At 61.9% G+C, this 25216-nt stretch carries 24 protein-coding genes, 1 tRNA gene and 1 pseudogene; 8 read left to right on the top strand and 18 right to left on the bottom strand.

Going from position 1 to position 25216, the window contains the following annotated elements; genetic code table 11:
* Positions 1-78 precede the first annotated feature (78 nt).
* The 3 genes and pseudogenes from AC1D1L_RS09420 (at position 79) to AC1D1L_RS09410 (ending at position 2500) form a co-directional block, all read left to right on the top strand.
* Positions 79-540: an N-acetyltransferase family protein gene (locus tag AC1D1L_RS09420; RefSeq protein WP_477340675.1), complete on the top strand. Its 462-nt coding sequence runs from the start codon at positions 79-81 to the stop codon at positions 538-540.
* 24 nt (positions 541-564) lie between these two features.
* Positions 565-940 (top strand): annotated as a pseudogene (locus tag AC1D1L_RS09415) (ACT domain-containing protein).
* A gap of 126 nt (positions 941-1066) precedes the next feature.
* Positions 1067-2500 (top strand): aldehyde dehydrogenase family protein, encoded by a 1434-nt coding sequence (locus AC1D1L_RS09410; protein ID WP_477340673.1) that lies wholly within the window; start codon positions 1067-1069, stop codon positions 2498-2500.
* Between the two features lie 85 nt (positions 2501-2585).
* On the opposite strand, the gene AC1D1L_RS09405 is transcribed toward AC1D1L_RS09410, so the two are convergent.
* Entirely contained in the window at positions 2586-2849 is a 264-nt protein-coding gene (locus tag AC1D1L_RS09405; protein ID WP_477340671.1) for a hypothetical protein, read from the bottom strand.
* A gap of 163 nt (positions 2850-3012) precedes the next feature.
* On the opposite strand from AC1D1L_RS09405, the gene AC1D1L_RS09400 reads away from it, so the two are divergent.
* Positions 3013-3234, top strand: a complete 222-nt coding sequence (locus AC1D1L_RS09400) for an aldehyde dehydrogenase family protein (RefSeq protein ID WP_477340775.1) — start codon at positions 3013-3015, stop codon at positions 3232-3234.
* A 63-nt stretch (positions 3235-3297) separates the two neighbouring features.
* Here AC1D1L_RS09400 and AC1D1L_RS09395 read toward each other — a convergent pair whose 3' ends face one another.
* The 7 genes from AC1D1L_RS09395 to AC1D1L_RS09365 all read right to left on the bottom strand — a co-directional run bounded on the left by AC1D1L_RS09395 (position 3298) and on the right by AC1D1L_RS09365 (position 12331).
* Positions 3298-4608 (bottom strand): HlyD family type I secretion periplasmic adaptor subunit, encoded by a 1311-nt coding sequence (locus AC1D1L_RS09395; RefSeq protein ID WP_477340669.1) that lies wholly within the window; start codon positions 4606-4608, stop codon positions 3298-3300.
* A complete protein-coding gene (locus AC1D1L_RS09390; protein ID WP_477340667.1) occupies positions 4605-6341 on the bottom strand; it encodes a type I secretion system permease/ATPase in 1737 nt (578 codons plus the stop codon). The genes AC1D1L_RS09395 and AC1D1L_RS09390 overlap by 4 nt, the downstream gene beginning before the upstream one ends.
* A gap of 34 nt (positions 6342-6375) precedes the next feature.
* Positions 6376-6768 carry a hypothetical protein gene (locus tag AC1D1L_RS09385; RefSeq protein ID WP_477340665.1) on the bottom strand — a complete coding sequence of 131 codons (393 nt, stop codon included), beginning with the start codon at positions 6766-6768 and terminating at the stop codon, positions 6376-6378.
* A gap of 72 nt (positions 6769-6840) precedes the next feature.
* On the bottom strand, positions 6841-10182 hold the full coding sequence (locus AC1D1L_RS09380; protein ID WP_477340663.1) for a M10 family metallopeptidase C-terminal domain-containing protein: 3342 nt from the start codon (positions 10180-10182) through the stop codon (positions 6841-6843).
* Between the two features lie 342 nt (positions 10183-10524).
* On the bottom strand, positions 10525-11028 hold the full coding sequence (locus tag AC1D1L_RS09375; protein ID WP_477340661.1) for a hypothetical protein: 504 nt from the start codon (positions 11026-11028) through the stop codon (positions 10525-10527).
* A gap of 280 nt (positions 11029-11308) precedes the next feature.
* Positions 11309-11605: a hypothetical protein gene (locus AC1D1L_RS09370; protein WP_352589496.1), complete on the bottom strand. Its 297-nt coding sequence runs from the start codon at positions 11603-11605 to the stop codon at positions 11309-11311.
* Between the two features lie 93 nt (positions 11606-11698).
* Positions 11699-12331 carry a hypothetical protein gene (locus AC1D1L_RS09365; protein WP_477340659.1) on the bottom strand — a complete coding sequence of 211 codons (633 nt, stop codon included), beginning with the start codon at positions 12329-12331 and terminating at the stop codon, positions 11699-11701.
* 184 nt (positions 12332-12515) lie between these two features.
* Here AC1D1L_RS09365 and AC1D1L_RS09360 point away from each other — a divergent pair, with 184 nt between their 5' ends.
* The gene (locus tag AC1D1L_RS09360; protein ID WP_477340657.1) at positions 12516-13664 is read left to right on the top strand and encodes a hypothetical protein; all 1149 of its coding nucleotides are present in this window, start codon (positions 12516-12518) and stop codon (positions 13662-13664) included.
* Between the two features lie 74 nt (positions 13665-13738).
* Here the strand turns inward: AC1D1L_RS09360 and AC1D1L_RS09355 are convergent, their stop codons facing one another.
* The 8 genes from AC1D1L_RS09355 to AC1D1L_RS09320 all read right to left on the bottom strand — a co-directional run bounded on the left by AC1D1L_RS09355 (position 13739) and on the right by AC1D1L_RS09320 (position 19492).
* On the bottom strand, positions 13739-14269 hold the full coding sequence (locus AC1D1L_RS09355; RefSeq protein WP_477340655.1) for a J domain-containing protein: 531 nt from the start codon (positions 14267-14269) through the stop codon (positions 13739-13741).
* A gap of 423 nt (positions 14270-14692) precedes the next feature.
* A complete protein-coding gene (locus AC1D1L_RS09350; RefSeq protein ID WP_477340653.1) occupies positions 14693-15172 on the bottom strand; it encodes a hypothetical protein in 480 nt (159 codons plus the stop codon).
* A gap of 17 nt (positions 15173-15189) precedes the next feature.
* Positions 15190-15474 (bottom strand): hypothetical protein, encoded by a 285-nt coding sequence (locus AC1D1L_RS09345; protein ID WP_477340651.1) that lies wholly within the window; start codon positions 15472-15474, stop codon positions 15190-15192.
* A gap of 1157 nt (positions 15475-16631) precedes the next feature.
* Positions 16632-16754: a hypothetical protein gene (locus AC1D1L_RS09340; RefSeq protein WP_477340649.1), complete on the bottom strand. Its 123-nt coding sequence runs from the start codon at positions 16752-16754 to the stop codon at positions 16632-16634.
* A 20-nt stretch (positions 16755-16774) separates the two neighbouring features.
* The gene (locus AC1D1L_RS09335) at positions 16775-16975 is read right to left on the bottom strand and encodes a hypothetical protein (protein ID WP_192253112.1); all 201 of its coding nucleotides are present in this window, start codon (positions 16973-16975) and stop codon (positions 16775-16777) included.
* 785 nt (positions 16976-17760) lie between these two features.
* On the bottom strand, positions 17761-18138 hold the full coding sequence (locus tag AC1D1L_RS09330) for a DUF2934 domain-containing protein (RefSeq protein WP_477340647.1): 378 nt from the start codon (positions 18136-18138) through the stop codon (positions 17761-17763).
* A gap of 210 nt (positions 18139-18348) precedes the next feature.
* Positions 18349-18422: transfer RNA gene (locus AC1D1L_RS09325), tRNA-Gln, on the bottom strand.
* A 137-nt stretch (positions 18423-18559) separates the two neighbouring features.
* Positions 18560-19492 (bottom strand): lysylphosphatidylglycerol synthase domain-containing protein, encoded by a 933-nt coding sequence (locus AC1D1L_RS09320; protein WP_477340645.1) that lies wholly within the window; start codon positions 19490-19492, stop codon positions 18560-18562.
* A gap of 285 nt (positions 19493-19777) precedes the next feature.
* On the opposite strand from AC1D1L_RS09320, the gene AC1D1L_RS09315 reads away from it, so the two are divergent.
* Together AC1D1L_RS09315 and AC1D1L_RS09310 are read left to right on the top strand one after the other, a co-directional pair.
* Positions 19778-21121, top strand: a complete 1344-nt coding sequence (locus AC1D1L_RS09315) for a Ppx/GppA phosphatase family protein (protein WP_477340643.1) — start codon at positions 19778-19780, stop codon at positions 21119-21121.
* Positions 21118-21864: an RlmE family RNA methyltransferase gene (locus tag AC1D1L_RS09310; RefSeq protein ID WP_477340641.1), complete on the top strand. Its 747-nt coding sequence runs from the start codon at positions 21118-21120 to the stop codon at positions 21862-21864. The genes AC1D1L_RS09315 and AC1D1L_RS09310 overlap by 4 nt, the downstream gene beginning before the upstream one ends.
* A gap of 100 nt (positions 21865-21964) precedes the next feature.
* Here the strand turns inward: AC1D1L_RS09310 and AC1D1L_RS09305 are convergent, their stop codons facing one another.
* Positions 21965-23386, bottom strand: a complete 1422-nt coding sequence (locus tag AC1D1L_RS09305; RefSeq protein WP_477340639.1) for an MFS transporter — start codon at positions 23384-23386, stop codon at positions 21965-21967.
* A 133-nt stretch (positions 23387-23519) separates the two neighbouring features.
* Entirely contained in the window at positions 23520-23711 is a 192-nt protein-coding gene (locus tag AC1D1L_RS09300) for a hypothetical protein (protein WP_477340637.1), read from the bottom strand.
* Between AC1D1L_RS09300 and guaB the strand changes: the two genes are divergently transcribed.
* Positions 23698-25200 (top strand): IMP dehydrogenase, encoded by a 1503-nt coding sequence (gene guaB / locus AC1D1L_RS09295; protein WP_477340635.1) that lies wholly within the window; start codon positions 23698-23700, stop codon positions 25198-25200. The genes AC1D1L_RS09300 and guaB overlap by 14 nt on opposite strands.
* Positions 25201-25216: the final 16 nt, after the last annotated feature.

The following is a 25216-nucleotide window of genomic DNA, read 5'->3' as shown; positions in this document are numbered from 1 at the left end:
CACGATAGATCTCGGTTCGTTCGTTTCCAGCCCCGCCCGCAATATCAGCCGGCGGGGTTTTCATGTCTGGAGCTTGTTATGACCAATTCTTCCATCCGGTTTCGGCCGGCCGAACGCGCTGACGCCGCCGCGATCCGGGACATTGTGCGCGCCGCCTATGCCAAATGGGTGCCGGTGATCGGCCGCGAGCCGCTGCCGATGCGCGCCGACTATGACAAGGCGGTTGCCGAGCATCCCTTCGATCTCGCCATCGAGGGCGACCGCATTGTCGGCATGCTCGAAACCATGCTGGAGGACGATCATCTCTGGATCGAGAATGTCTGCGTCGCACCGCAGGCACAGGGCAGGGGGATTGGCCGGCTGTTGCTGGAGCGGGCCGAAGAGAAGGCACGCGCGGCTGGGCGCCGCGAATTGCGCCTGCTGACAAACGGCGCGTTCGAAGCCAATGTGTCGCTCTACAGGAAGCACGGCTACACGATCGACCGCGAAGAGCCATTCATGAACGGCACGACGGTCTATATGAGCAAGAGGCTGGCGTGATGGCCAACAAACGGGGAGGATCGGATGGCAGTCAGGGTCCGGTTGAAGCCGCTCTCGGGGCGGTACGCAGTTTCGCGCCTAAGAGAGCATTCCCGGCTGGGCCGACGGACCGGGCTTCGTCAGCATCACCCGGACCGAGGACGAGCTTTCGGTCGTCTGCCTGCAGGATCGGGTCCCGGACGGCCTGAAGCACGACAGGGACTGGGTCGGCCTGAAGCTCCAGGGTCCCTTTGCCTTCGACGAAACAGGCATCGTGCTGTCGGTCATAAAGCCATTGTCGGAAAACGAACTCGGCATTTTTCTGGTGTCCACCTTCGATGGCGACCATCTGCTCGTCAAAGTGAAGGATGAAGCCGCGGCGAGGGGGCTTCTGGTCGCGGCGGGGCACACGCTTCTGTAGCCGCCTGGCTCAATCGCCCCGCCCTTGCGTTTGACATCGCTCTTGCCGCATCGTTATCTCTGACGCGATACGACGATGCGGCGATCGCCCCCCAATCACATCAGATATCCCGCCCAAGGAGAAACCATGTCACACAATCTGCAGTTCTATATCGATGGCGTGTGGGTCGATCCTGTTGTGCCCAACACACTCGACGTCATCGACCCCTCGAACGAAGATGCCTTCGCGCAGATTTCGCTCGGCTCCAAGGCCGATGTCGACAAGGCGGTTGCCGCCGCCAAGCGCGCCTTCGACACGTTCGGCTTCACCTCGGCCGAGGAACGCCTCGACATCCTCAACCGCGTCATCGAGATCTACAAGAAGCGCAGCGGCGATCTGGCGCTGGCTGTGTCACGCGAGATGGGCGCGCCGCGCCGGATGGCGCTCGACAGCCAGGTCGGCGTCGGCCTTGCGCATCTGCAGAAGATGGCCGAGGTGCTGAAGTCGTTCGAATTCCGCCACGTCAAGGGCTCGTCCCTGATCGTCAAGGAACCGATCGGCGTCGTCGGCCTGATCACGCCGTGGAACTGGCCGCTCAACCAGATCACCTGCAAGGTCGGTCCCGCCCTTGCTGCCGGCTGCACCATGGTGCTGAAGCCGTCGGAAATCGCGCCGCTCGACGCCATCATCTTTGCCGAAATCATCGACGAGGCCGGCGTGCCGAAGGGCGTCTTCAACCTCGTCAATGGTGACGGCCCGGGCGTCGGCCAGGCGCTGTCCAGCCACCCCGATATCGACATGATGTCGTTCACCGGTTCGACGCGCGCCGGCATACTGGTCGCCAAGGCGGCGGCCGATACGGTCAAGCGCGTGCATCAGGAACTCGGCGGCAAGTCGGCCAACATTCTGTTCCCCGATGTCGACCTGGAAAAGGCCGTCAGCAAGGGCGTCGCCGGCTGCTTCAGCAACTCAGGCCAGTCCTGCAATGCGCCGACGCGCATGTTCGTGCCGCGCGACCGCCACGACGAGGCTGCCGGCTACGCCAAAACGGCGGCGGAAAAGTTCACCGTCGGCCCGGCCGATGCGGCTGGTTCCAAGCTAGGTCCGGTGGTCAGCCAGATCCAGTTCGACAAGATCCAGGACCTGATCCAGGCCGGCATAAACGAGGGTGCGACGCTGGTTGCGGGCGGACCGGGGCGTCCGGCTGAACTCAACCGCGGCTACTATGTCAGGCCGACCGTGTTCGCTGATGTCACCCCCGACATGCGCATCGCGCGCGAGGAAATCTTCGGGCCGGTGCTGGCGATCATGCCTTACGACACCGTCGAAGAGGCGATCGGCACCGCCAACGATACCGTCTATGGCCTGGCCTCCTACATCCAGGCCAAGGACATCCAGAAGGCCCGCGAAGTCGCCGCCCGCATGCGCACCGGCAATGTCTACATCAACTATCCGCAGTGGGATGCCGGCCTGCCCTTCGGCGGCTACAAGCAATCCGGCAACGGCCGCGAATACGCCGAATACGGGCTCGAGGATTTCCTCGAGATCAAGGGCATCGCGGGCTACGAGGCGGCGGAGTAGGGCAGGGAGACAAGGCTCTCGCTAGCTCCAATGCAATCGAAGGGGCGCGGTCTCGGCCGCGCCCTCGCTGGTCTCGTCAACCGGGTCACCGCCCGGAGACGGACCGCCGCTTGTCATAGCCATGGTTTGTCTCGATGATCCCAACCATGGCGCGGGTGAATTCGACCATGCTGTTTGCCGTGATGGCTGCATCGTCGGGACTCTGGCCGACATGCTCGGCGGCTCCGCAACATGACCGGCGGATGCTGTCGTAGTGCGTAACTCTCTCATCATCGGGCAACGCCGCCAAATTGAGGGCGCGGCCGTGGATCATGCGCAATAGCTGCGCCAGTGCGGTTTCGACACTCATGCGTTTTGCTCCGCATCGGTCGAGCGTCGCGGCACACAAATAGTGCCGGATCGTCGATCGGGAATTGGTCCCGATACGCAAAGGGTCGATCATACTTATTAATATATCGTTGAATGCTAATATGCATGGCCGTGCCGATTGAGCGCGGAGACGTTGCGGGCAGATCGGCACCGCCAACGACACCGTCTATGGGCTGGCCTCCTACATCCAGACCAAGGACATGAACAAGGCCCGCGAAATCGCCGCCCGCATGCGCACCGCAAACGCCTACATCAACTACCCCACCCCGGACGCTGCCCTGCCGTTCGGCGGCTACAATGCCGAATACGGGCTGGAGGATTTCCTCGAGATCAAGGGCATCGCGGGCTACGAGGCGGCGGAGTAGGGGCTACCCCTTCGGGATCGGCAGCCAGCCGGTCCGGATGCTTCAGCTCTCAAAGGTGCGGCTTCATTCTTCGCGGAAAGCTTTCTGGATCTGATCCGACAGCGGCTTCACCAGATAGGAAAGCATCGTCCGGTCGCCCGTCGGGAAGAACACTTCGGCCGGCATGCCCGGCGCCAGCGCCAGCCCGCGCAGCTTGGCGACCTCGGTTTTCGGCAGCGTCACCCGCGCAACATAGAAGGCTGCTCCGGTGCGCTCCTCGGTGGTAAGATCCGCCGAGATCCGCGACAGCGTCCCGGTCAGTTCCGGCGTGGTTTGCCGATTGAAGGCCGACAGGCGCAAAATCGCATTCTGGCCCATCGTTATCTGGTCGATATCCTGCGGCGCAATATGCGCTTCAACGGTCAGGTCGTCCGTTACCGGTACGATCTGCATCACCTGTTCGCCGGGCGTGATGACCCCGCCGATCGTATGCACGGCCAATTGCAGCACCACGCCATCCTGCGGGCTGCGCAGATCGATGCGCTTCAACTGGTCCTCGGCTGCCACCTTGCGTTCGACGAACTCGGAGATCTTTCCTTGCGCTTCGCGTAAATCGGTCGCGACCTCGCTGCGAAGATCCTGGTCGATCTGGATGATCTGCAGTTCGATCTCGGCCGCCTTGCCTTTCACCTGGGCAATGCCCGCGGTCAACTGCCCATGCTCGCCTTCGAGCCGCACCGCGTCCCGTTCCAGCGCCGTCATGCGCTCGATCCCTATCAGCTTGCGATGCCACAGGGATCGCACGCCTTCCAGCTCGATCTGGATCAGCTCGATCTCGCGGCGTTTGGCCTGCAGCTGCTCGGTCAGGCCGGCAGTCTCCTGCGTCAACTGGGCGATCCGTTCGCGCAATTGCGATCGCTGGCCAGACCGCGCCTGGCGCCGGAAATCGAACAGCGATTGTTCTCCGGCCATCGATGCGGCGACCCCGGCCTCGCCACGCCGCGATGTCAAAACCTCCGGGAAGCTGATCGTGTCCTTGCCGTCACGCTCTGCCTCCAGGCGCGCCAACCGCGCATAGAACTCATCCAGACCTTTTGAGACGATCGCCAGGTTGGCGCGCGTTGTCGTCTCGTCAAGGCGCACCAGAATATCGCCTGCTTTGACCCGGTCGCCTTCACGCACCCTGATCTCCCCGACCACGCCGCCGGTCGGATGCTGAACCTTCTTTACATTGGAATCGACCACCAGCCGGCCAGCCGCGATCACCGCACCCGACATTTTGGTCACTGCCGCCAGGCCGCCAACACCGCCGACAAGCAGCAGACAGGTAGCAACCCCGGCCACGAGATAGCGGTGGACCTGCTTGTGATGCAAAGCGGCTCTATCCTCGCTCATGCCGGGACGCCTCTCTCCGTAGCGGCAACGACCTTGAGCGGTGCTGCCGTTCGGAAAACCTTGTTCAGCACCTCATCCTTCGGACCGAAGGCCTGCATATGTCCGTTGGCCATCACCAGCACCGTATCGACATTGGCCAGGACAGTGGATCGGTGTGCGACGACGATAACGATACCGCCGCGGTCCCTGATGCCCTGGATGGCGGCGGACAAGGCCACTTCACCGTCAGCATCGAGATTGGAGTTCGGCTCGTCCAGGATGACCATGAACGGATCGCCATAGAGAGAGCGCGCAAGGGCGATACGCTGCCTTTGCCCCGCCGACAGCGAGGCCCCAGCTTCGCCAACCCTAGTGTCGTACCCGTCGGCCAGATGCACGACGAGATCATGCACGCCGGCGGCCTTGGCCGCCGCAAGCACCATATCGGACGACGCATCCGGGTCGAAGCGGGCGATGTTTTGCGCAATCGTTCCATCAAACAGCTGCACATCCTGCGGCAGATAGCCGATATGTTTGCCCAGCTCGTCGGTCGGCCACTGGTCAAGCGTCGCGCCGTCCAGCCGCACGGCGCCCCGCGCCGGCAGCCAGACACCCGCAAGCGCACGCACCAGCGACGATTTACCGGAAGCGCTCGGGCCGATGACCCCCAAGCCCGATCCCCTGGCCAGTGAAAAAGTTGCATCCCACACCACCGGCGTCCGTTCGCCCGGCGGCGCGACACTGACATTCTCAACCGCCAACGCGCTGACCGGCGCAGGCAGGGTTACGCCGGTTGCACCTTCCGGCAGCGCAGCCAACAGCTGCTTCAGGCGTGCCCAGCTTTGCCGCGCCGCAATGAAGCCCTTCCAATGCGCTATCGCCAGTTCGATCGGAGCCAGCGCCCTGCCCATCATGATCGAGCTTGCGATCATGATGCCGCCGGTCGCCTCTTGCTGGATGACCAGATAAGCGCCGATCGCCAGCATGGCCGATTGCAGCATCAATCGCAGGATCTTGGAAATCGTTCCAAGCGTTCCCGCCACATCGCTGGCTGCCGCGTGGGCGTCCAGGTACTCGGCATTTACGGCATGCCATCGCTCAGCGATACGCCCGCCAAAACCCATGGCCTGCATGGCTTCGGCATTGCGCCTTGTTGCCTCGGCCAAGCTGCTGCGGACGGCTGCGTGCTGTCCGGCGATCCTTGTCGGGCCGCGGGTCCGGAATTCGGCCAGAAGCGTCAGTGCAAACAGGACGACGGCGCCGGCAAGCGCGGTGACGCCGATCCAGAAATGAAAAATGAAACAGATGCCGATATAGAGCGGCATCCATGGCAGGTCGAACAGCGCGGTCGGCGCGGGACTGCCGATAAAGGCGCGAACCTGATCCAGATCCCGCAAGGGCTGCAGTCCGTCGCCGGAAGCCTTGGCGCGCAGCGGCAGGCGCATCAGCGCCGAATAGACCGACGGGCTCAGCTTTGCGTCCAACCCCTGTCCCAGCCGCACCATGAGGCGAGAACGGATCAGCTCCAGCACCCCTTGAAACACGAACAGTGTTCCCGCCAGCACCGCCAGGCCGACCAGCGTCGGCACGCTGCGACCCGGAACGACCCGGTCATAGACTTGCAGCATGAAGAACGAGCCGGTCAGGGTTAGCACGTTGACCACCCCGCTCATCAGGACAATGCCCGAAAAAGCACGTCGAAAGGACGCCAGAATTCCGACCAGCGTAAGCGGCGGCGATGGCGTCAGCTGCATGCAAGCTCGCAATCGGAATATGGCATCGCGTCCTTCAATACGTAACTGCCTTGAGCGTGACATGGACGGGCAAGCCCGCCTCGACCTGGGCGCTGCCCCGCGCCACCAGCCAGCCGTCCGCACGCTCCAGGCGCGCAACGACCTGCAGCGTTGGTGAAGCCGTCGAGCTTGCGGGCAGGGGCAAGGAAAATTCTATCGTCTTTGAGCCGCCCTCGCTTTTGAGGCTGGTTTTCGCAGCGCGACGTCGCGCACTGTCCTGAATGGCGGGGTCTTCGAGATAGATCTCCAGATGACCTTCCGGGATAGCCTTGCCGCCCACGAACGTGACTGAGCCGCGAATATCCGTCGATTGCGCAGCCGCTGCCCCGGTGGCCGCGGCGACAGCCGCAACTCCTGCGGCCATCAATACTGTGCGGCGGTCGGTCATTGCGTCCTCTCCCTTTTCGCTGCGGCGACGCGCTTCAGGAGGGAAGCCCGAAAGCCCCCTCCTGGTAACGCGTTAGATGACAATGAAGTCTGCAGCCGAAAGATCCAGATTTGTGTTTAGGTGCGCAAATTGAATGGCTGCTTCTTGTCCAGAACCATCGGCGTCGTAAGACAATATTCCATTGTCGGTATCGTAGATGATGCGGTCGTCGGCATCATGAGCAGCACCCGCTGCGCTCTTGTAGAATGAGCCCAGGGCGAGGGCGCCGTCGCCGCCAACGCTGGCAAAGATGAGGTTGTCCAGCAGGATCGTGTCGTCGGCGACCTTGAAGTCCTTGATCCAGTCAATATTGCCGTTCCCGAGCGCTGTCGAGAAGCGGAAATAGTCCTCGCCCGCGCCGCCGGTCAGCGTGTCGGCAGCCAGCCCGCCATCCAGCAGGTCGTTGCCGCCGCCGCCTGAGAGCGTATCGGCGCCCGCTACGCCCGGTTGAGCCGGCGCTGGTGGGAATTCGACCGATACGTTCAGTTTATATGTCGAGCCCTCGGGCACGGATTCCACCCAGCCATCGCCGGGAGCCGAGGCCGACCATTCGCCTTCCAGAATATAGTAGGTTCCGGTTTCCTGAACGATGAAGCTCGTGCTCGAATCCCGGCCGTTTGTGGAGCCGGGGTCGTCGCCGCCATCGTCGTTTTGGGCGACGACATTGCCATCGCTGTCCAGCAGCCTGACGATGCTGTCATGGACATTGGGGTCGGCAATACCATCGATGTCGATGGAGATGATCGTGCCGGCAGCCAGGTTGATACTGTAATATCCGCCCAGTCCGTTTCCGGTGGCGTTGACGGTGGTGTGAAGGGTGGTCGTCGAATCGAAGATGTCGGGGTCGGCGGCCAGCGAGAAGTTGTTCGAGATGTCGAAGGCGGTCGAGATCGAATTGTTCGTCGCATCGGGTCCGAGCGTGGCGTAGCCGGTGCCCATGCCCGGGCGTGGCGGAGCATCGCCCTGATAGGCGAAATCGCCGAGCAGAGTGTCATCGCCGCCGCCGCCGTCGATCTTGTCGGCGCCGCCCTGGCCGGTCAGCACGTTGGCCGAGCCGTCGCCCGTCAGGTGATCGTTGAAGCCCGAACCGGCCAGATTTTCGATCGAGATATAGGTGTCGCCGCCGGATTTGCCGCCACCCAGCTTGAGACTGAGCCCGCTGGTCGCGCCGGCGTAGTCCGCCGTGTCGCTGCCGGCGCCGCCATTCAATGTGTCGGCGCCGCCCCCGCCGGTCAGCGTGTCGTTGCCCGCGCCGCCGGAAAGTTTGTTAGCCTGGGCATTGCCGATGAGATGGTCGTCGAAGAATGAACCGACGGCGTTTTCGAAACCGACGAGGATGTCGTGTCGGATAACGGTGCCGCGCCCGACGATCTGCACCGGGCCATCGCCGTCACCGCCGTTGGCCGTGCCATTGGCGAGGTCGATCGTCACACCCGAGGAGCTGCCTTCGTAGACGGCCGTATCGATACCGGCGCCGCCATCCAGATAGTCCTGGCCGCCGCCGCCGATGATGGTGTCGTTGCCGGCTTCACCGTACAGGATGTCGCCGTCATTGCCGCCATCCAGTATGTCGTTGCCGCCGCCGCCGTTGAAATAGTCGCCGCCGCCCCGGCCCCAGAAATGATTTGCCGCCGACGTACCGATGAAACGGTCGATGCGGTCATCGGACCCGATCAGGTTCTCGATGCTGTAGAAGGTGTCGCCCGTGCCGGTGCCGCCATTGGCAACGTTCGTGGCGAGGTTGACGAGCAGCTGGAAGGGGCTTTCCTTGCTGTAGTCGACCGTGTCGACGCCCACGCCGCCCCTGAATATGTCGACGCCATCCTGGCCGCTCAGCGTATCGTCGCCGGCGCCGCCGTCGAGAATATCGTTGCCCTGGCCGCCGAGGATCGTATCGTTGCCGCCGCCGCCATAGAGCGTGTCATTGCCGTCGTCGCTCTCGGTCTGGTCTTCAAGGTCGGCGACATCGATGGTGTTGTTGATGTCGCGGCTGGCGAGCGAGTCGCGGCCGCCGATGATGAGGTCATCGCCGCCCTGGCCGAAGATCGTGTCGTTGCCGGCGCCGCCGTCCAGCGTATTATTCCCATTGTCGCCGAAGATGACGCTGGTCATCGTGTTGTCGCCGATGATGGGAGGCGTTTCGCTTCCGCCATCTCCCGGTTGGAGTGTCGACTCGTCGGCGTAGATGATGTGTTCGACGTTGGCAATTTTCCGGATATTCAAGTTCCGGGACAGCAGAACGACAGTGTCATTCCCTCCATTGGCTTCCTCGCGCACGATGTCGTCGAGGGAGTCGACGAAGTAGGTGTCGTCGCCGCCATTGCCGGCCATGCGGTCGCCGCCGCCGCGGCCATCCAGCACGTTGTTTCCGTCATTGCCGATCAGGACGTCGTCATGGCTGCTGCCGATGCCGTTCTCGATGTAGTAGTCGGTCCCATCGGCGTTGTGCCCGGCAAAGATCGACACATTGTTGCTATGGCCGTTGACGCTGGAGAACTGTCCGGCGCGCAAGTCAAGGATTGTGCCGGCCGTCGAGCCGGAGAAGTCGATCGTGTCGGTTCCGCCGGTGTCATGGATCACAAAACCGATGTCGTGCTGCATGCCCGAGGAGGTCAGCCGGTATCCATCCACAGTACTGCCGAAGCCGTAGACGTTATCGCCCGTGTTGAGGTCGATATGCTGATAGGTGCGCACCCCATTCTCGTCGACGGTCGAGAAAAAGCGGCGGATGACAGCCTCGATGTCGGCCATCATCGGCGTTGATGCCGACCAGCGGGTGGGTTCACCGACATCGATCCCGTCGAAATAGGACATGACGCTGTATTGCTGGCGGTCGTAGGTCCAGGTCGCATTGTTCAGATAATTGATCTGCACGCCGCCGGGACCGCTGTAATTGTAAAGGCCGGGATGGTTCAGGCCGAACTCGTGACCGAATTCGTGGATGAAGGAATCGAACACATAGCCGCCAATATCCGTCTTGTTGTGCTCGGTGTCGTGGAAACGCTGACCTATGCTGACATAGCGGTCGTTGGAATAGGCGCTGCCGTCGTCCTCCTCGCCCAGTTCGGGGCTGACAACCTGCATCCAGTCGGTCGCGCTGTTGTAGGGTGCGTTGTCGACGATTTCGAACTTCAGAGGCGTGACACTGGCCCACATCTGCAAGGCGCCGATCGCGGCGGCCTTGTATTCGGGATGGTCGTTGAGGTCAGAGACATTGATCCTTAGCGTTCCCGCCGCGATAGCCGGTGTCAGCGACCGGTCCAGCGCTCCAAGGTAGTCGAGGAAGGCGCCGTAATCTTCGCTTTTGCCATAGGGATTATCCGGCGTCTGGTCGTTGACCCACCATTGATCGCTGGCCTGGCTTGGGTTCGGCATCGTTGGGACTCCTTGTCTTACAACCGCGGCAATTACGGCTGTACGGTTTAGCTGTTGCCAACCACCGACAAGCATCGTTAGCGCTTGCCGGTCGAGCCCCGTCCCAGTGCCAACAATGCTATTGGAATCTTCGCTTGTCTACCCGCTATTCGCGCTCAATACATAAGAGTTTATTGGCGCGCTTGTCTCGGCGGATTTTGAGATACTGGCTTGGCGTTGGTTAAGCTCTCGCTAATCTATCTTAGCACCTGCCCGACCTTAACCAGCCTGCAAGGCCAAAGTGCTGGGACACTGGATGCCCGGCTGATGCCGGAAGCTGGCAGCAAAAAGCGCAGGCGTGCTTCAGGAACCCGTCCGCCGCGCAAAATGTTCATACGTCACGCGCCAGGGGTCGCTCTCCGCGCGTCTCTCCTCGCCGATCCAGTGAAAGCTGTCGGCGGTGATCTCGGTGAACCGCCATCGGGCCTGCAGACCGCGCGAGTCAGCGCCGATCTGGACAATATCCTTGCCCTCGGCCCGCCCGATCTGGCGCGAATAGTCCTGGTTGAGCGGATCGCTCCAGATGATGTGCCAGCCACCGATCCCGGGGTCGAAGACGCGCAAGGTCGTGCCATACATGGTGGACGGGGAAGGGCGCCTGGGCCTGATCCAGATGTCCTGAATGGCGCGGCCTTCCAGCACCCAGCCAAAGTGACATTCGCCGTCCATTTTCTGACTTGTGCCGTCGTTGCGGTGGTGGACCGTCTCCATGTCCCAGCTGCCAATCAACCATCCATAGAGGTCCATCTCTTTCGCCCGGTCGGCTGGAGGACCTTCAGAGCCGAGAGCGGTGAGAAACGTCGTCATGATTGTCTCCAGGGCAAGCCGCGCCAAGACGCTGGGGTCACAACCATTGCAGCGTTGAGGGTTCCGGGTCTTGGGAAAAATTGCTGTAGTGCCGCGGCTGCCAGCCTTCCGCGTTCGCGCCATTCCAGGTCAATGCACGAATGCTAATTTAGCGACGGCGGGTACCCCAATGCCCGCCTGGCCGGCGCCTCCTCGGGCAATCTCGTGGATGAGCGGCGCCGGCCGCCGGCTTGGGCGGCGACCAAATTCCTGACGTAGGAATATCAAGCCAAGCAGGTGGTTATTGCTGGGCAGTTTTGGTAGGCATTCCAATATCGGTCTGTATCCCCAGAACGTCCGCTGCCCAATCGCGCAGTTCCGGAGAAGCATCGCCCGATTTCATGATCGACACGGCTAGTGCTGCCATGTCTGCGGGCGGCTTTTTGCTGGAGGTCGCAAAGGCGAAATAGCCGGCCATGATGGCGCATCCCACCGAAATGACCGGTGGGGCGATCTGGAGGGTCGTCAAAGCTATTACGCGCCAGCGTCCGGATCGGCCGGGTGCTGGAACTTCATCCTCATCCACAAGGTCGACCATGCTGCTCTGTCCACAAGCCGCGAGACACAATCCGTAAGGATGATCTACATTAGTTAAAATGCAGATAAATCCTATTACTGATTAGTAGCTGTCCTAGTCGGTCTCTCCGGACAGCGCGGCATTTTCCCAGCCGGCCAGCTCCGGCAGGTCGTCAAGCCAGCTCTTTTCCGTCATCGACGCTTGGCCGGCCTGCGGTGCGGCCTCTGTGGCGTTTTGAATGAGCCAGTCCATCCACTTGCGATAGGCGGCAGGAGCCAGCTCGGGCGGCAGCACCTTGGCCTTGGCCAGCATACGTTTGCGGAAGCTGACTTGCCTGCGCAGTTTGGTCGTCGTGAACTTGATGACCTTGCCCTGGTATTCAACCGTCCAGCGCCCATCGCCGTGGCTGGCGAGCCTGTCGATGGCGAAACCGGCATCGACCGGCCTGTCGCGCCACGGAAGCTCGATGGCATTTCTCCTCAGATCGAGTGCCCATCGCCTGTAGTCAGCCCCTGCGCGCTGCGGCGGCAGCACGCCGGCTTGTTCAAGAATTTTTCTGCGGAAGGTCGGCTGCTTCTTGATCTGGCCGGTGGTCAGCTCGATGCGATGCCCACGCAATTCGACGTGCCAGCGGATCCTGCCATTGCCGACATACTTCACCAGCCTGTCGATGACGAACTCGTCCTCGGAAAGCGTCACGCAGCCTTGGCGGATGCGTTCGAGAATGTACTGGCTATCGGTGGGCATGACGCGACCTTGGGCAGGAACCTTTGACGAAGCTTAGCCAGTACCACAAACCAGCCAATCTTTTTCGCTCCGGGAATCTCGCCCCGAGCCGCCGGCTTGCGGCTGCCCGTCTGTGACACACCTCATTGACGCACCGTTTCGCCCGGTGCTGTAATCGGGCACGAACAGCCTTGATCGCGACCCCATGAACGACACCAGCACGAACAGCAAAGAGGTCGACGCCACCGCGACGCGGGCCTTCGGCATCGAAAAATATCTGTTCAAGAAGATCCCCTGGGCGCTGGGTTTCATGGCTCTTGCCATCCTGGTCCTGTTTCTCGCGCGCGGTGGCGACAGCAGCGACGACAGTGAGGCGAGGGTGGTCGCATTGTTCATCATCTTTGCCAGCCTCGCCTACATCGGCTTCGCCTTTCATCGTCGCAACAGCCCGCGAAAGCCGATGCTCGAGCTGTCTCCCTCCGGCATCCTGTTCCGTATCGCGAAGAACAAGGAACTCCGCATTCCGTGGAGCGAGATCCACGGTCTCGAACTGATCGACATCAGGGGGGCGAAGGGTCATATCTCCCGCGACGTGACGGCAGCGCTTGTGTCGCGGGAATTTTTCGACGCCAACAATCCGGTCAAATCGTGGTGGGGGCGGGGTCCTGGATGGAACGTCCACTTCGTTCCCAGGGACGAGATGGTGCAAGTCGCCTTCCACCACGACCTGCTGACCGTACCCGCCGACGAGTTGTGGCAGGAAATAGAGACGCGCTGGCGCCTATTCAGCGGCAACCCGTCCGCGCCGCTGCTGGCGACGCCGCGCGTGGTCAGGGAGCGCGGCTGGATTTTCGGCTGGAAGCCGACACCGCCGCAGCAGCGCGCCGGTGCCGCCATGCTGGCCGTCGCGGCCGTGGCCATGATCTATTTCTGGCAATATCTGCACGCCTCGATCACCTTTCCCGATTTCAACGGGGATATCGGCACGTATTATCTGAGCCAGGCATTCGACCAGACCGGCGTTTATGCGCGCCTCCCCGGCAAGGGCTTGGTTGTCCTGCGCCGTAGCGATTTTTCCGGGATCGGCGTGACGCGCTGCCGCAGCGATGTCGAGCGCGATGCGGCCCGCAGCGGCCTGACGCCAGCCTACACCGCGTTCGCCATCTGCTCGACGGAAATGCCGCACGTGTCAGGCGTAGCGGTTCGAGCCATCTTCAAGCTCGCCGGGCGGACGTTCACTTCGAAGGACTGGCAGGACAAGCCGGTCGAGTACAGGGCGATCTCGCCGGTGGAAATGAGCGTCGAGGAGGCCAGCGCCAGGCTTTGCGAGCTCGGCGTCTGCGCCGACGCATAGCAGCCGCAAAACGCGCTGGCGTTAGGGTTTTGACCGCCGGACCTGCAAGTAGCATAGGTCAACGGTTCAATGTTCTACGATCCCAGGAGCCGAATGCTGGTATCGCGACGCAGTTCGGAATCGGCGCGGTCGACGCCTTCAACCGTGATCGCGATTGTCCCGTTCTCAATTCTTGCGATCCATCCCTTCGCCTTCATGTACCAAAGATGGAACTCGAGATGCTCTCGCGGACAGCCCAATAACCGTTCGATTTCGACGTCGCCAATCCCGGGGTTGCTGACATCCTGGCGGCGCTTCACATAGAGCAGAGAAAGCAGTTTGGCCTGGACCACAGCGTCCTTCTGAATGCCTTTGCCGTCGCTTGCTTCCTCGGCCAATTGAAGGCGCAGACCGGCATGCTCTCGATAGGAGATGTCGTATTGGGCGCGCTTGACCGGATCTTTCAGGACATTGTGTGCTTCTACTATTTCACTGAAGCGGGCTTCATTTCCGGTTTGCTGATTGTCGGGATGATAGCGCATCGCAAAATAGCGAAATATTCGCTCAAGCGTCTCCGAGTTGGCGTTGGGGCTGATCTCCAAGAGTTCGTAGTAATCGACGAACAATGCACTTCTCCCTCAAACATCGCCCCCGAAAAACGAAGAGCCTGGGCCGCCTTGTCTGTTGCGAACCAGGCCCTCAACCGTCGGGTTTCTCAGCGATGTTGCACTTGCTTGAGGCCAGTCACAAGCCGGACTTTGGTCCCGGCCTGGTGCCAATACCGGCAAGGCAACAAACGCGCTCGCCTTGTCCTGATTATCAGCGGCAGGCGGCCAAACCGGCCCGATGGTGTTCCACTGGATGAGAGCCTGAAGGGTGGCTTCTCAATAGAGCTACCTTCTTCTCCGATCTTTTTACGAACCCAGAGCGTAAACGCCCATTTGAAGTTGAAGAGAGTCCATATTGTCGTCAGCTAGGGTAGTGGGTCAGTTTATCTGACGCTACGCTTTTTGCAGGGCGCTGTTCTTCGCTCAGCTCTGGCATATTTGTCAGTTCTTCGGCGTTTGGGGTGGCACAAGTTGAACGTATGGCGTCGTCGGTTCCTTATCAGAGCGAATGCGGCTAGGGGCCGGCTTCCCGTGTTTGCCGAGCGACCTAATGTATTGATAGAGCGATTGCATATCGCTCTCCTCCATCGCTCGAAGATTGTACCAAGGCATCGGTGGAGACGTTCTAATGCGCTTCAGCATCCCTACGAATCCACGCTCGCTCATTACCGAAGCATCTATCCGAAGATTGGTTGCATAGGTCGTGCCCCAGGGACCGCGCCAACCGACCGAGCTGCCCATTAAAGCCTTTTCAGGATCAATCTTGCCTTCTGTTTCGCTGTAGCCTTCCGTATGGCAATCGTGACAACCGCCGACGATTGATACCTGCAACCCTCGTTCGACCGATACTTCGCCTTGAGCGAAGGCTGCAATTGGCATCGTGAGCCCGGCTAATAGGAAATGCAGGCCTGTGACGCGCATCCTTCCCTCCCATGCGCTCAGCTAAGCATATATGTTGGCCGTTCGAATTTCCTCACCAACTCGACCGTACTGGCTTCGACCGTGACACGCCCGAGCACTTGCACAGTGACGCGGCCCAACTCCTCGTCGACAAAGACGACATCGCCCTCGAACCTAAGTTTGTCGCCTGGCTTCGCCTTTGGATCGATGATCGAATAGGGACTGTTGGCCGTGAGAATGTGGAGGGTAACGCGATCCTCGATACGCTTTCCCACAGTGGCGAAGATTGCCACCTTGTCACCTATGTTGATTTCCCGCGCCATGGTGACGATTCTGGCGCGGCTCGCCGCTTAGTCAAGCGGTTGCTAATGTAGACAATATGCGGGTGACCCACCAAGCGGCCCGACAGAGTCCGTTGGGGTGAATTCGACTTACCGCCGGGCCTAACCGACTCGGGGCTGGCGAGCCGGCTAATGCCACCCTAGTATTAGCAACTCCGCAACAGAACCCGGCGCGGACGTTTTCCCCAGATCAGATCACCTTGCTTTCACTCAGTCCCATTTCGGGAAATAATTGCTGGCATGAGTCTTGCTGCACGAGCTTGCCGGCTGACCCCGGTCCTGATCGCGCATTCTGATCAGGTTGTAGGCTCACCGGGCTTGAGGCTGTTGGGGTCTTCGCTCGGCGAGTTTGCCATAGCTTCAGGGCGCGAGGCAGTCGGACTGCGCATCCGCCGTCTGGTTGCAATCAAGATCAACCGTGATCCGATTTGGCGAGACGATCCAGCGTAGGAGAACAGCAATGGCTAGTCTGGGGCCGGCGCCCTCCTTTCGACACTGAACAAACCAGAGGGCGCCGAGCCTTACAGCGACGGCGCTTTGAGGGAAGCGCGCCGAGTAGTGAGCATACCGCTCTCGCTGGAGTTGTGGGAATACAGTCTTTTGGACGATGGTCCGCAGCGAACGCCGGTGAAAATGGCCGGCGCCGCAAGGGCGCTTGTTGGGGTGCCTTAGGCGGGGGGCGCCGGCCATGGCGGAAAATAGGGTCCGCCGCCAAGATAGTCTAACAGACGGGCCGCCGTTGCATATGGTGTGATCGCGGAAGAGACTGTAGCAGGGCGGCCCAGCGGCGTGGTCTAGGGGACTTGTGGCGGCTGCCGCTGGGCCTGACCAGTCTGGCTTGAACGAGGCGCGGTGCTGGCTGACTTAAGAATGAGCGCAAGCTACTTTGAAGGCAATCGGTGTCGTCTCATACGTTCGCTTATGCAGCCTCAGCCAATTTGCTTAGTTGCGACCTGCGGCCGATCTAAATCCTGCGGACCGCCCGCTTAGAAAATGCCCGGCGCCTGCTGGGAGGTCGCCTGATCAAAGGACCCAAGCCGGCCGCCTGGCAGGCCTATTGCGCCCAAATCGCTGGAGATGGCCAAGGAGATCGGCGACAAGGCACGGTGCGAGGAGATCACGCCGAAGGTGAAGAAGGGCTAGGGCAGCAGGATATAGGCGCCCAGCGCGGCCATCAGGAGGCAAGCGGCCATGCCGATCATATCGCGCTGCCTGTAGCGCCAGACCGCGCCAGCGAGGATGACGATGTGCCGAGGTACCAAATCCAGGGCAGCTGTGAGGCTTATTGGACAGTAGGTTTGGGTATGAACTTGGGCGATTGTAAATCGTGGCCCAGCTTTGTTGCCTGAGCGGGCCTAAGTATGATCGGAACAACATCACCTTCGGCCGGGTAAAGGAGTAAGACGACACCGCCGACTACTTCACTCATGGCTACCTCCCACTTGTCGATGGTGATAGCCGCCTTCTCGATATTGCGTGCCATTTTCTGCCCCCTTGCCCCGCGGTAGCATCGCGCAACCTGTGCGCGAACGCAAGCTTCGCTTCCCGCAATGGTGCGCTTGACGATTTCAGCAAGGGGAGGATGGCCGGCGCCGCTCGCTGGAGGTTGCCTGAATGGCGCCGGCCAAAGCGGCCGCGGGCTAGGCGAAAAAGCCTAGCCGGTATTGACAAAAGTACAAAAATAACTAGTAAAGTCAATGGCTTGACTCCTTCACGGCTTGCCGCATCGTTCCCCCGCGAGGCTGAATTGGCGGCTCGATCCTTGAGGGGTGGGGGCGAGCCGGTGGCAGATGCAGCGGGCTGGCGTTTCGAACCAGGTGAGTTCGTAACACACAAAGACCAAAGCTTACCGTCGCTAGTGATGGGGCGGGTTAGGACGGCCAAAGGATGCGAGATTTACGGCGTGCGCTCATTCGCCATCTTGGATCCCTGTAGGGATCGCACGATTGAGGGCGACTGCCTCAAGCCGATCGATGACGAGGCGTGGTCAGACTGCCTGCTCGCTGGCACGCAATACGACCCGCGTGTTGCCGTCTGATAACTTTGCACAGTGTGAAAAACCCGCTGCCTGGGGGAGAGGCAGCGGGTTGATTTCAAGCTCGCGGGGGGGGTGAGCTTGGCACGCCATCGCTTGGGAGGAGTAGATGGCCGACACCTAATAAAGTAGCGGCTACAATCCCGCGCCGCAATTGTGTGAAGGTGTTGCCGCCCTAAACGAAGGCGCTACCGGATCACATGAAGGTTTATCCCGCTTCGGCGGGGTCTTTTCTATTTGCTGAAATTCTGTTGGCCGGTCGCCAAACTCCGGGCTGCCTCCTCGATCGCCTCGCGGTCATCGCCCAACCTATCAATTAGGTCTTGGGCTTGGTCGCCCGTAATGCCGGTACGCATCGCCAGCGCCTCTACCGTCATGACGTCGGAACTGGCGGCCTCAGCACGCCGCTGGTTTCTCGTCTTGGCCGATAGCACCATCGCTCCAGCGGCACTTGGTTCGGTAAATGCCTGATCAGTTTCCAATTGATTCTCGCGCTCGATTTCTGCCTCAGCTTGGTGCCAATGTTTCTCTGGGTCGCTATGCACGCCGCCTTCGCGCTCCCAAATTTCGTATGCTCGTTGCTGAATTTTTTCGTGCCGTTCGTCGCCCATGTTGAGTCCTCCGTGAATTCTCTCTCAACGCGGAGGAGGGCGGAATGATCCCACCGCGGAAATGCAAATTTGCCATGTTGCTATCCATGTTGCTATTCGCAGCCTCCGATCCTTATCACTCCTTACAAATCAAGGGCTTACGTTGCTACGCATTTGGGGACCAGCAACATGGTTTGGGGCGGATTTGGTAGCTAAGTGATTGATTTTGTTTGGCTGGGGAACCTGGATTCGAACCAGGACTAACGGAGTCAGAGTCCGTGGGTCTACCGTTAACCTATTCCCCAGCAGGCGCTGTCGCGCTGGTGGGCCGCCGAAGCAGCCGCGCGTGCCTTGTAGCCGCCGCCGGAAAATAGTCAAGCCTGCGCTGCGTTTCAATCATGGGCTTTTGGTTTGTTGTGCGTCGGTGCACGGCGGGCAGGGGCTACATCTCGCCGCGGCTGTATTGCGAATGCTCGAAGAACAGCACCACCCCAAGCGCGATCACAAGCGGGATGATCAGGTAGAACAGGCGAAACACCAAAAGTGCGGCCAGCACGCCGACCGGATCCATCTGCGACAGACCGGCCAGGAACACCACCTCGAACACGCCGAGCCCGCCCGGCGCGTGCGAGATCTGCGCCACCGAGAACGACACCAGGAACACGCCGAGGATAACGAAATAGCCGGGATTGCCGGCCAACGGCAGGGCAAAGAAGATGATCGCCGCCGCGGCGAGCAGCTCGATCGGGCCGATCAGCAACTGCCGCGCCACGATCGGCAGCGCCGGGTAGTGCACCTGGAAGCCGGCGATTTTCAGCGGCTTCAGATGCAGCCAGCTGCCGAAGATGTAGGCGCCGACCAGAGTGAGCAAAGCGATGCCGGCGGCGATCGCCAGCCCATGATGCGGAGCGCCGGAGAAGCGGCCGATGATCTGCGGCTCGAACACCAGCACCAGGCCGCCGACCAGCAGGCTGGAGAGCACGAAGGTGATCCAGCAGATCGCCACCAATATGCCGACATCCTGGCCGGTCAGCCCCCTGGTGCCATAGGCGCGGTAGCGGATCACCGCGCCCGATAACACCGAGCCGCCAATATTGTGCGACAGCGCGTAGGTGGTGAAGGAGCAGAAGGTGACGAACAGCCACGACACTTTCTTGCCGATATGCAAGAGCGCGATGTGGTCGTAGCCGGCAAGCGAGGCGTAGGCGACCACCGAACTCAGCGCCGCCAGCACCCAGCCGCGCGTCGGGATAGCGACGATGCCGTCCCAGACGTCGTCGAGCGAGATGCCGCGCAGCTCATGCCACAGCAACAGCAGCGAGAAGATCACCGCTGCAATGCCGATGACCGGCCACAGATAGCGCCTCCAGTTCATGGAGTTCCCATCATGCGTTGCTGCCCATCGCCCAGGCGGGCGCGAAAAAATCCGCGATTCACCAATGTTACCCCTCATTTCAGAAATGCCTCATTGAAGCCGGCTATTCAACCGGACAAGCCCCGCTATTCAACGCCGCAAGCATTGCCGCTGCATGATGCCGGCAAAATTTGACCCGCTGCTCTTGGTGATCCGGTCCCGCACTGCTACTCTGGCGGCAACTTAAAACATTTAGGTGCCTGCTGCGTCCGGTTTCCGGTTCGCGCGGCGCCGGAAGGACCCGAAGTGGAAGACCACGACACCGGCGCAGGCGCGCCGGAAGTGGGCGTGTCCAGGGCTTCGCCGCCGTCAGGCCAGGCAAGCCCATCCGCCGGGCGGCCCCGCCAGGCGGGGCCCCAGTCCGGTGACGGACAGGCCGGCGACGCCCAGCCTCAGCGAGGCAAAGCGAGAAAGCGGCGCAAGCGCCGGCGCGGACGCAAGGTTTTTGCACGCGATGGGCTGGCGGTATCAGCGCACCTCGTTGCAGCCGGCCCGCCGGCCGTCAGCATCGCTGCCCCGAGCCCTCTAGTCGCACCTCCGGCTCCGCAGCCCAGCCCTGAACAGCCTATACAGCGGCCGCCGATGCAGGAATTGCCGGTGTTTGCCGCGCTCGATCTCGGCACCAACAATTGCCGGCTTTTGGTCGCGGTGCCGCAGCGCCATGGCCAGTTCCGCGTCATCGACGCGTTCTCGCGCATCGTCAGGCTGGGCGAGGGGCTGACCGCCAACGGGCACCTGAGCCAGGCGGCGATGGACCGCGCCGTCGAGGCGCTGAAAATCTGCGGCGATAAATTGCGCAACCGCAAGATCAAGAAGGCGCGGCTGATCGCCACCGAAGCCTGCCGCACCGCCGACAATGGCGTCGAATTCCTGCAGCGTGTCGAGCGCGAGGCCGGTCTGAAACTCGAGATCATCGACCGCCAGACCGAGGCCCGTCTTGCGGTGTCGGGCTGCGGCTCGCTGGTCGAGCGCGACACGCAAGGCGTGGTGTTGTTCGACATTGGCGGCGGCTCGTCCGAAATCGCGCTGATCGACCTCACCGGCCAGCGCTCGCCGCGGCTTGCCAACCACATCGTGTCATGGACGTCGCTGCCGGTCGGCGTCGTCTCGCTCGCCGAGCGTTTTGGCGGCCGCACGGTGACGCGCGAGATCTTTGCCGCCATGGTCGAGGATGTCGCCGTGCGGCTGAGGTCCTTCGACGGCCGCGACCGGCTGAGCCATGTGCTGGCCAGCCCGAAATTCCATCTGCTCGGTACGTCCGGCACGGTGACGACTCTGGCCGGCGTCCATCTCGACCTCGAGCGCTACGACCGCCGCCGGGTCGACGGGTTGTGGATGGACCGTGACAGCGTCGACCGCATGGTCGAAAAGCTGGTCGGCTGGGATTTCCAGCAGCGCTGCGCCAACCCTTGCATCGGCGCCGACCGCGCCGATCTGGTGCTGGCCGGCTGTGCTATCCTCGAAGCCATCCGCGCGGTGTGGCCGTCGGAGCGGCTGCGCGTCGCCGACCGTGGTCTGCGCGAAGGCATTTTGAGCGAGCTGATGGCCGATGACGGCGTCTGGCGCAACAGTGGGCGTGGCCGACAGTGACTAAGAAACCGGAAAAACCAGGTTCTGCCAGCATCCGCGTGTTGAAGACGCGGATCAAGAAAAAGAGCGGCCTGAAGGAATCGTCGCGCCGCTGGCTGCAGCGCCACATCAACGACCCCTATGTCCAGCGCTCCAAGGCCGACGGCTACCGCTCGCGCGCGGCCTACAAGCTGATCGAGATCGACGACAAGCATCATCTCTTGAAGCCCGGCATGAAGGTCATCGACCTCGGGGCTGCGCCCGGCGGCTGGTGCCAGGTGGCGGCCGCGAGGACGAAATCGACGGCGGAGAATCCGCATGTCATCGGCATCGACTATCTCGAAATGGATGCCGTGCCCGGCGCTCCCGTGCTGCTCATGGATTTCCTGGACCCCGAAGCGCCGCAAAAGCTCGCCGAAGCGCTGGGCGGCGACCCTGATGTCGTGCTGTCCGACATGGCGGCGCCGACCACCGGCCACAAGCGAACCGACCACATCCGCACCATGCATCTGTGCGAGGTCGCCGCCGATTTCGCGCTGTCGGTGCTGAAGCCGGGCGGGCATTTTCTGGCCAAGACGTTTCAGGGCGGCGCCGAGAATGAGCTGCTCTCCATGCTCAAGAAGAACTTTCGCTCGGTGCATCACGTGAAGCCGCCGGCGTCGCGGGACGAGTCGGTGGAGCTGTATCTGCTGGCGAAGGATTTCAAAGGGCGCGTTCTTCCTTCTCCCCTTGTGGGAGAAGGTGTCGCCGAAGGCGACGGATGAGGGGTGTTCCAGGGAACGCCAACGTCTCACTCCGCTGGAACACCCCTCTGCGCGCCGATCCACCTTCTCCCACAGGGGGAGAAGGGAAGGCGCCGCGCCGCTACTTCCCCGCCGTGCTCACTGGCTCCAGCGTCTTCGGCGTCGTCAGCCGGCCATGTCCCGACACCGCATTGCCGGCGTCCGACGCCAGCCGCATGAACGATATCGACGCTGCCGCCGATACAGCCGCGACAATGAAGAAGGCGATGTGGAAATCGCCAAGCGTCAGCGGGCCGCCATGGATCGAGGTCGAGACTTCCAGGATGCCGCCGGCCAGCGCCACGCCGAGCGCGATCGACAGTTGCTGGAACACCGCCGTGATCGGCGTCGCCTTGCTGGTGTCTTCGGCCGACACCTCGGCATAGGAAAGCGCGTTGACGCCGGTAAAGAACATCGAGCGGATGAAGCCGCCAACCAGCAATATGGCCAGCATCAGCGCGTAAGGCGTCTCCGGCGTGAACAGGCCGTATATGGCGATCGATGCGGCGGCGATCAGCGAGCCCCAGATCAAAACGCGGCGGAAGCCGGCCAGCCGGAAGATCAGCGCCGTGACGAACTTCATGCCGATGGCGCCGATGGCCGAGACGAAGGTGATCATGCCCGACTGGAACGGCGTCAGCCCGAAGCCGATCTGGAACATCAGCGGCAACAGGAACGGCACCGCGCCGATGCCGATGCGAAACAGCGAGCCGCCGAGCACCGAGGAGCGGAACACCTGGTTGCGGAACAGTTCCAGCGCCAGCAGAGGGTTTTTGGCGCGCCGCGCATGCAGGAGGTAGAGTGCGCCGGAAATCAGCCCGACCGCCACGGTGATGAAGCCGATCGCCGGCGGCAGATAGGGCAGGCTGACCACGGACAGGCCGAAGACAACGCCCGATGCGGCGAGCCCGCTTAGCACGAAGCCGGGAAAATCGAGCGGCGGCGTTTCTGCGGCATCGGTTTGCGGCAGGAAGCGCGTCGCCAGCCAGATGCCGATCAGCCCGATCGGCACGTTGATCAGGAAAATCCAGTGCCAGGTGAAATAGGTGGTGATGAAGCCGCCGATCGGTGGCCCCACAAGCGGCCCGACCAGCGCCGGCACAGTCAACCACGACATGGCGGCGACCAGTTCGCTTTTCGGCGTCGCTCGCACCAGCACCAGGCGGCCGACCGGCGTCATCATGGCGCCGCCTATGCCTTGCAGGAAGCGCGAGACGACAAAGGCCGGCAGCGAATTGGAGATGGCGCAGGCGACCGAGCCCAGGATGAACACACCGATCGCTGCCCGAAACACGTTCTTGGCGCCAAACCGGTCGGCCATCCAGCCGCTGATCGGAATGAAGATCGCCAGCGACACCAGATAGGCGGTCAGCGCCAGCTTGAGCGCGATTGGGCTGGTGTGGATGTCGACGGCGATCGCCGGCAGCGATGTCGCGATGACGGTCGAATCCATGTTTTCCATGAAAAGAGCGACCGCCAGTATGAGCGGAATGATGCGGTTCAACGAACGCGTCCGAACTGGCAAAAGGTGCGTGCCGACCGGGGCAAGCCGGCACGAAAAGGCGGTTATCACGCCCTTACCCGGATGTCGCATTAATTTGCTGTCACTTTTGTGCGACCGCAACCCGTGGTGGCGGCTATCGGGCCAGGCTCAACACTTTGCGGTGACATGCAATCACCCGCTTTTCATCGGCGCCGCGACGTGTTACCAGCCAGCGCCAATCCTGAAAGGGAAGAAACGAGTCGGCGCTGTCCATTGCGGTCCAGCGCTTTTTTGTATTCTCCCAGCGCTTTTTCGTATTCGAAGGACTGGCCATGGCAAAAATCATCGAAACGTCCACCGGCGCGCTGGCGCTGACCTTTGACGACGTGCTGCTGCAGCCCGGCCATTCCGAGGTCATGCCCGGCGAGACCGATATCCGCACCCGCATCGCCACCGACATCGACCTCAATGTGCCGATCCTGTCGGCCGCCATGGACACCGTCACGGAGGCACGGCTTGCCATCGCCATGGCGCAGGCCGGCGGCATCGGCGTCATCCACCGCAATTTCTCGCCGGCCGAACAGGCCGAGCAGGTGCGCCAGGTCAAGAAATTCGAGTCCGGCATGGTCATCAACCCGGTCACCATCGGCCCCGATGCCACGCTGGCCGACGCACTGGCGCTGATGCGCACCTATTCCATTTCGGGCATTCCGGTGGTCGAGAATGGCGGCACCGGCGGCCAGAAGATCGGTCGGCTGGTCGGCATCCTGACCAACCGCGACGTCCGCTTCGCCTCGGATCCTTCGCAGAAGGTTTATGAGTTGATGACCCGTGAGAACCTGATCACGGTCAAGGAGAATGTCGACCAGGACGAAGCCAAGCGGCTGCTGCACCAGCACCGCATCGAAAAGCTCGTCGTCGTCGACAAAAAAGGCAATTGCGTCGGCCTGATCACCGTCAAGGACATCGAGAAGTCGCAGCTCAACCCGCACGCCACCAAGGACGCGCAGGGACGGCTGCGCGCCGCCGCCGCCACCAGCGTCGGCGATGACGGCTTCGAGCGCGCCGAGCGGCTGATCGACGCCGGCGTCGATCTCCTGGTCATCGACACCGCGCATGGCCATTCACAGCGTGTGCTCGATGCCGTGACAAGGGCCAAGAAGCTTTCCAACTCCGTGCGCATCCTGGCCGGCAACGTCGCCACCGCCGAAGGCACTCGGGCGCTGATCGATGCCGGCGCCGACGCCGTCAAGGTCGGCATCGGCCCAGGCTCGATCTGCACCACGCGCATCGTTGCGGGTGTCGGCGTTCCCCAGCTTTCGGCGATCATGTCGGCGGTCGAGACGGCGCACAAATCCGGTGTGTCGGTCATTGCCGATGGCGGCATCAAATATTCGGGCGACCTGGCCAAGGCGCTCGCGGCCGGCGCAAGTGCGGCCATGATCGGCTCGCTGCTCGCCGGCACCGACGAAAGCCCGGGCGAGGTCTATTTGCACCAGGGCCGCTCCTTCAAGGCCTATCGCGGCATGGGTTCGGTCGGCGCCATGGCGCGCGGCTCGGCCGACCGCTACTTCCAGGCCGAGGTGCGTGACACGCTGAAACTGGTCCCGGAAGGCATTGAAGGGCAGGTGCCCTACAAAGGACCTGTGTCTGGCGTGCTGCACCAGCTTGCAGGCGGCCTAAAAGCCGCTATGGGTTATGTCGGTGGGCGCGACCTTGCTGATTTCCGCGAGCGCGCCACTTTTGTGCGCATATCCAACGCCGGACTTCGTGAAAGCCACGCCCATGACGTCACGATTACCCGCGAAAGCCCGAATTATCCTGGCGGAGCCTGACCAGCAGCCAGAGCGG

The sequence above is a fragment of the Mesorhizobium sp. P2_D6 genome (genome assembly GCF_056404315.1).
Note: the sequence above shows the minus strand (reverse complement) of the source record. Positions and strands in the feature narration are given on the sequence as shown.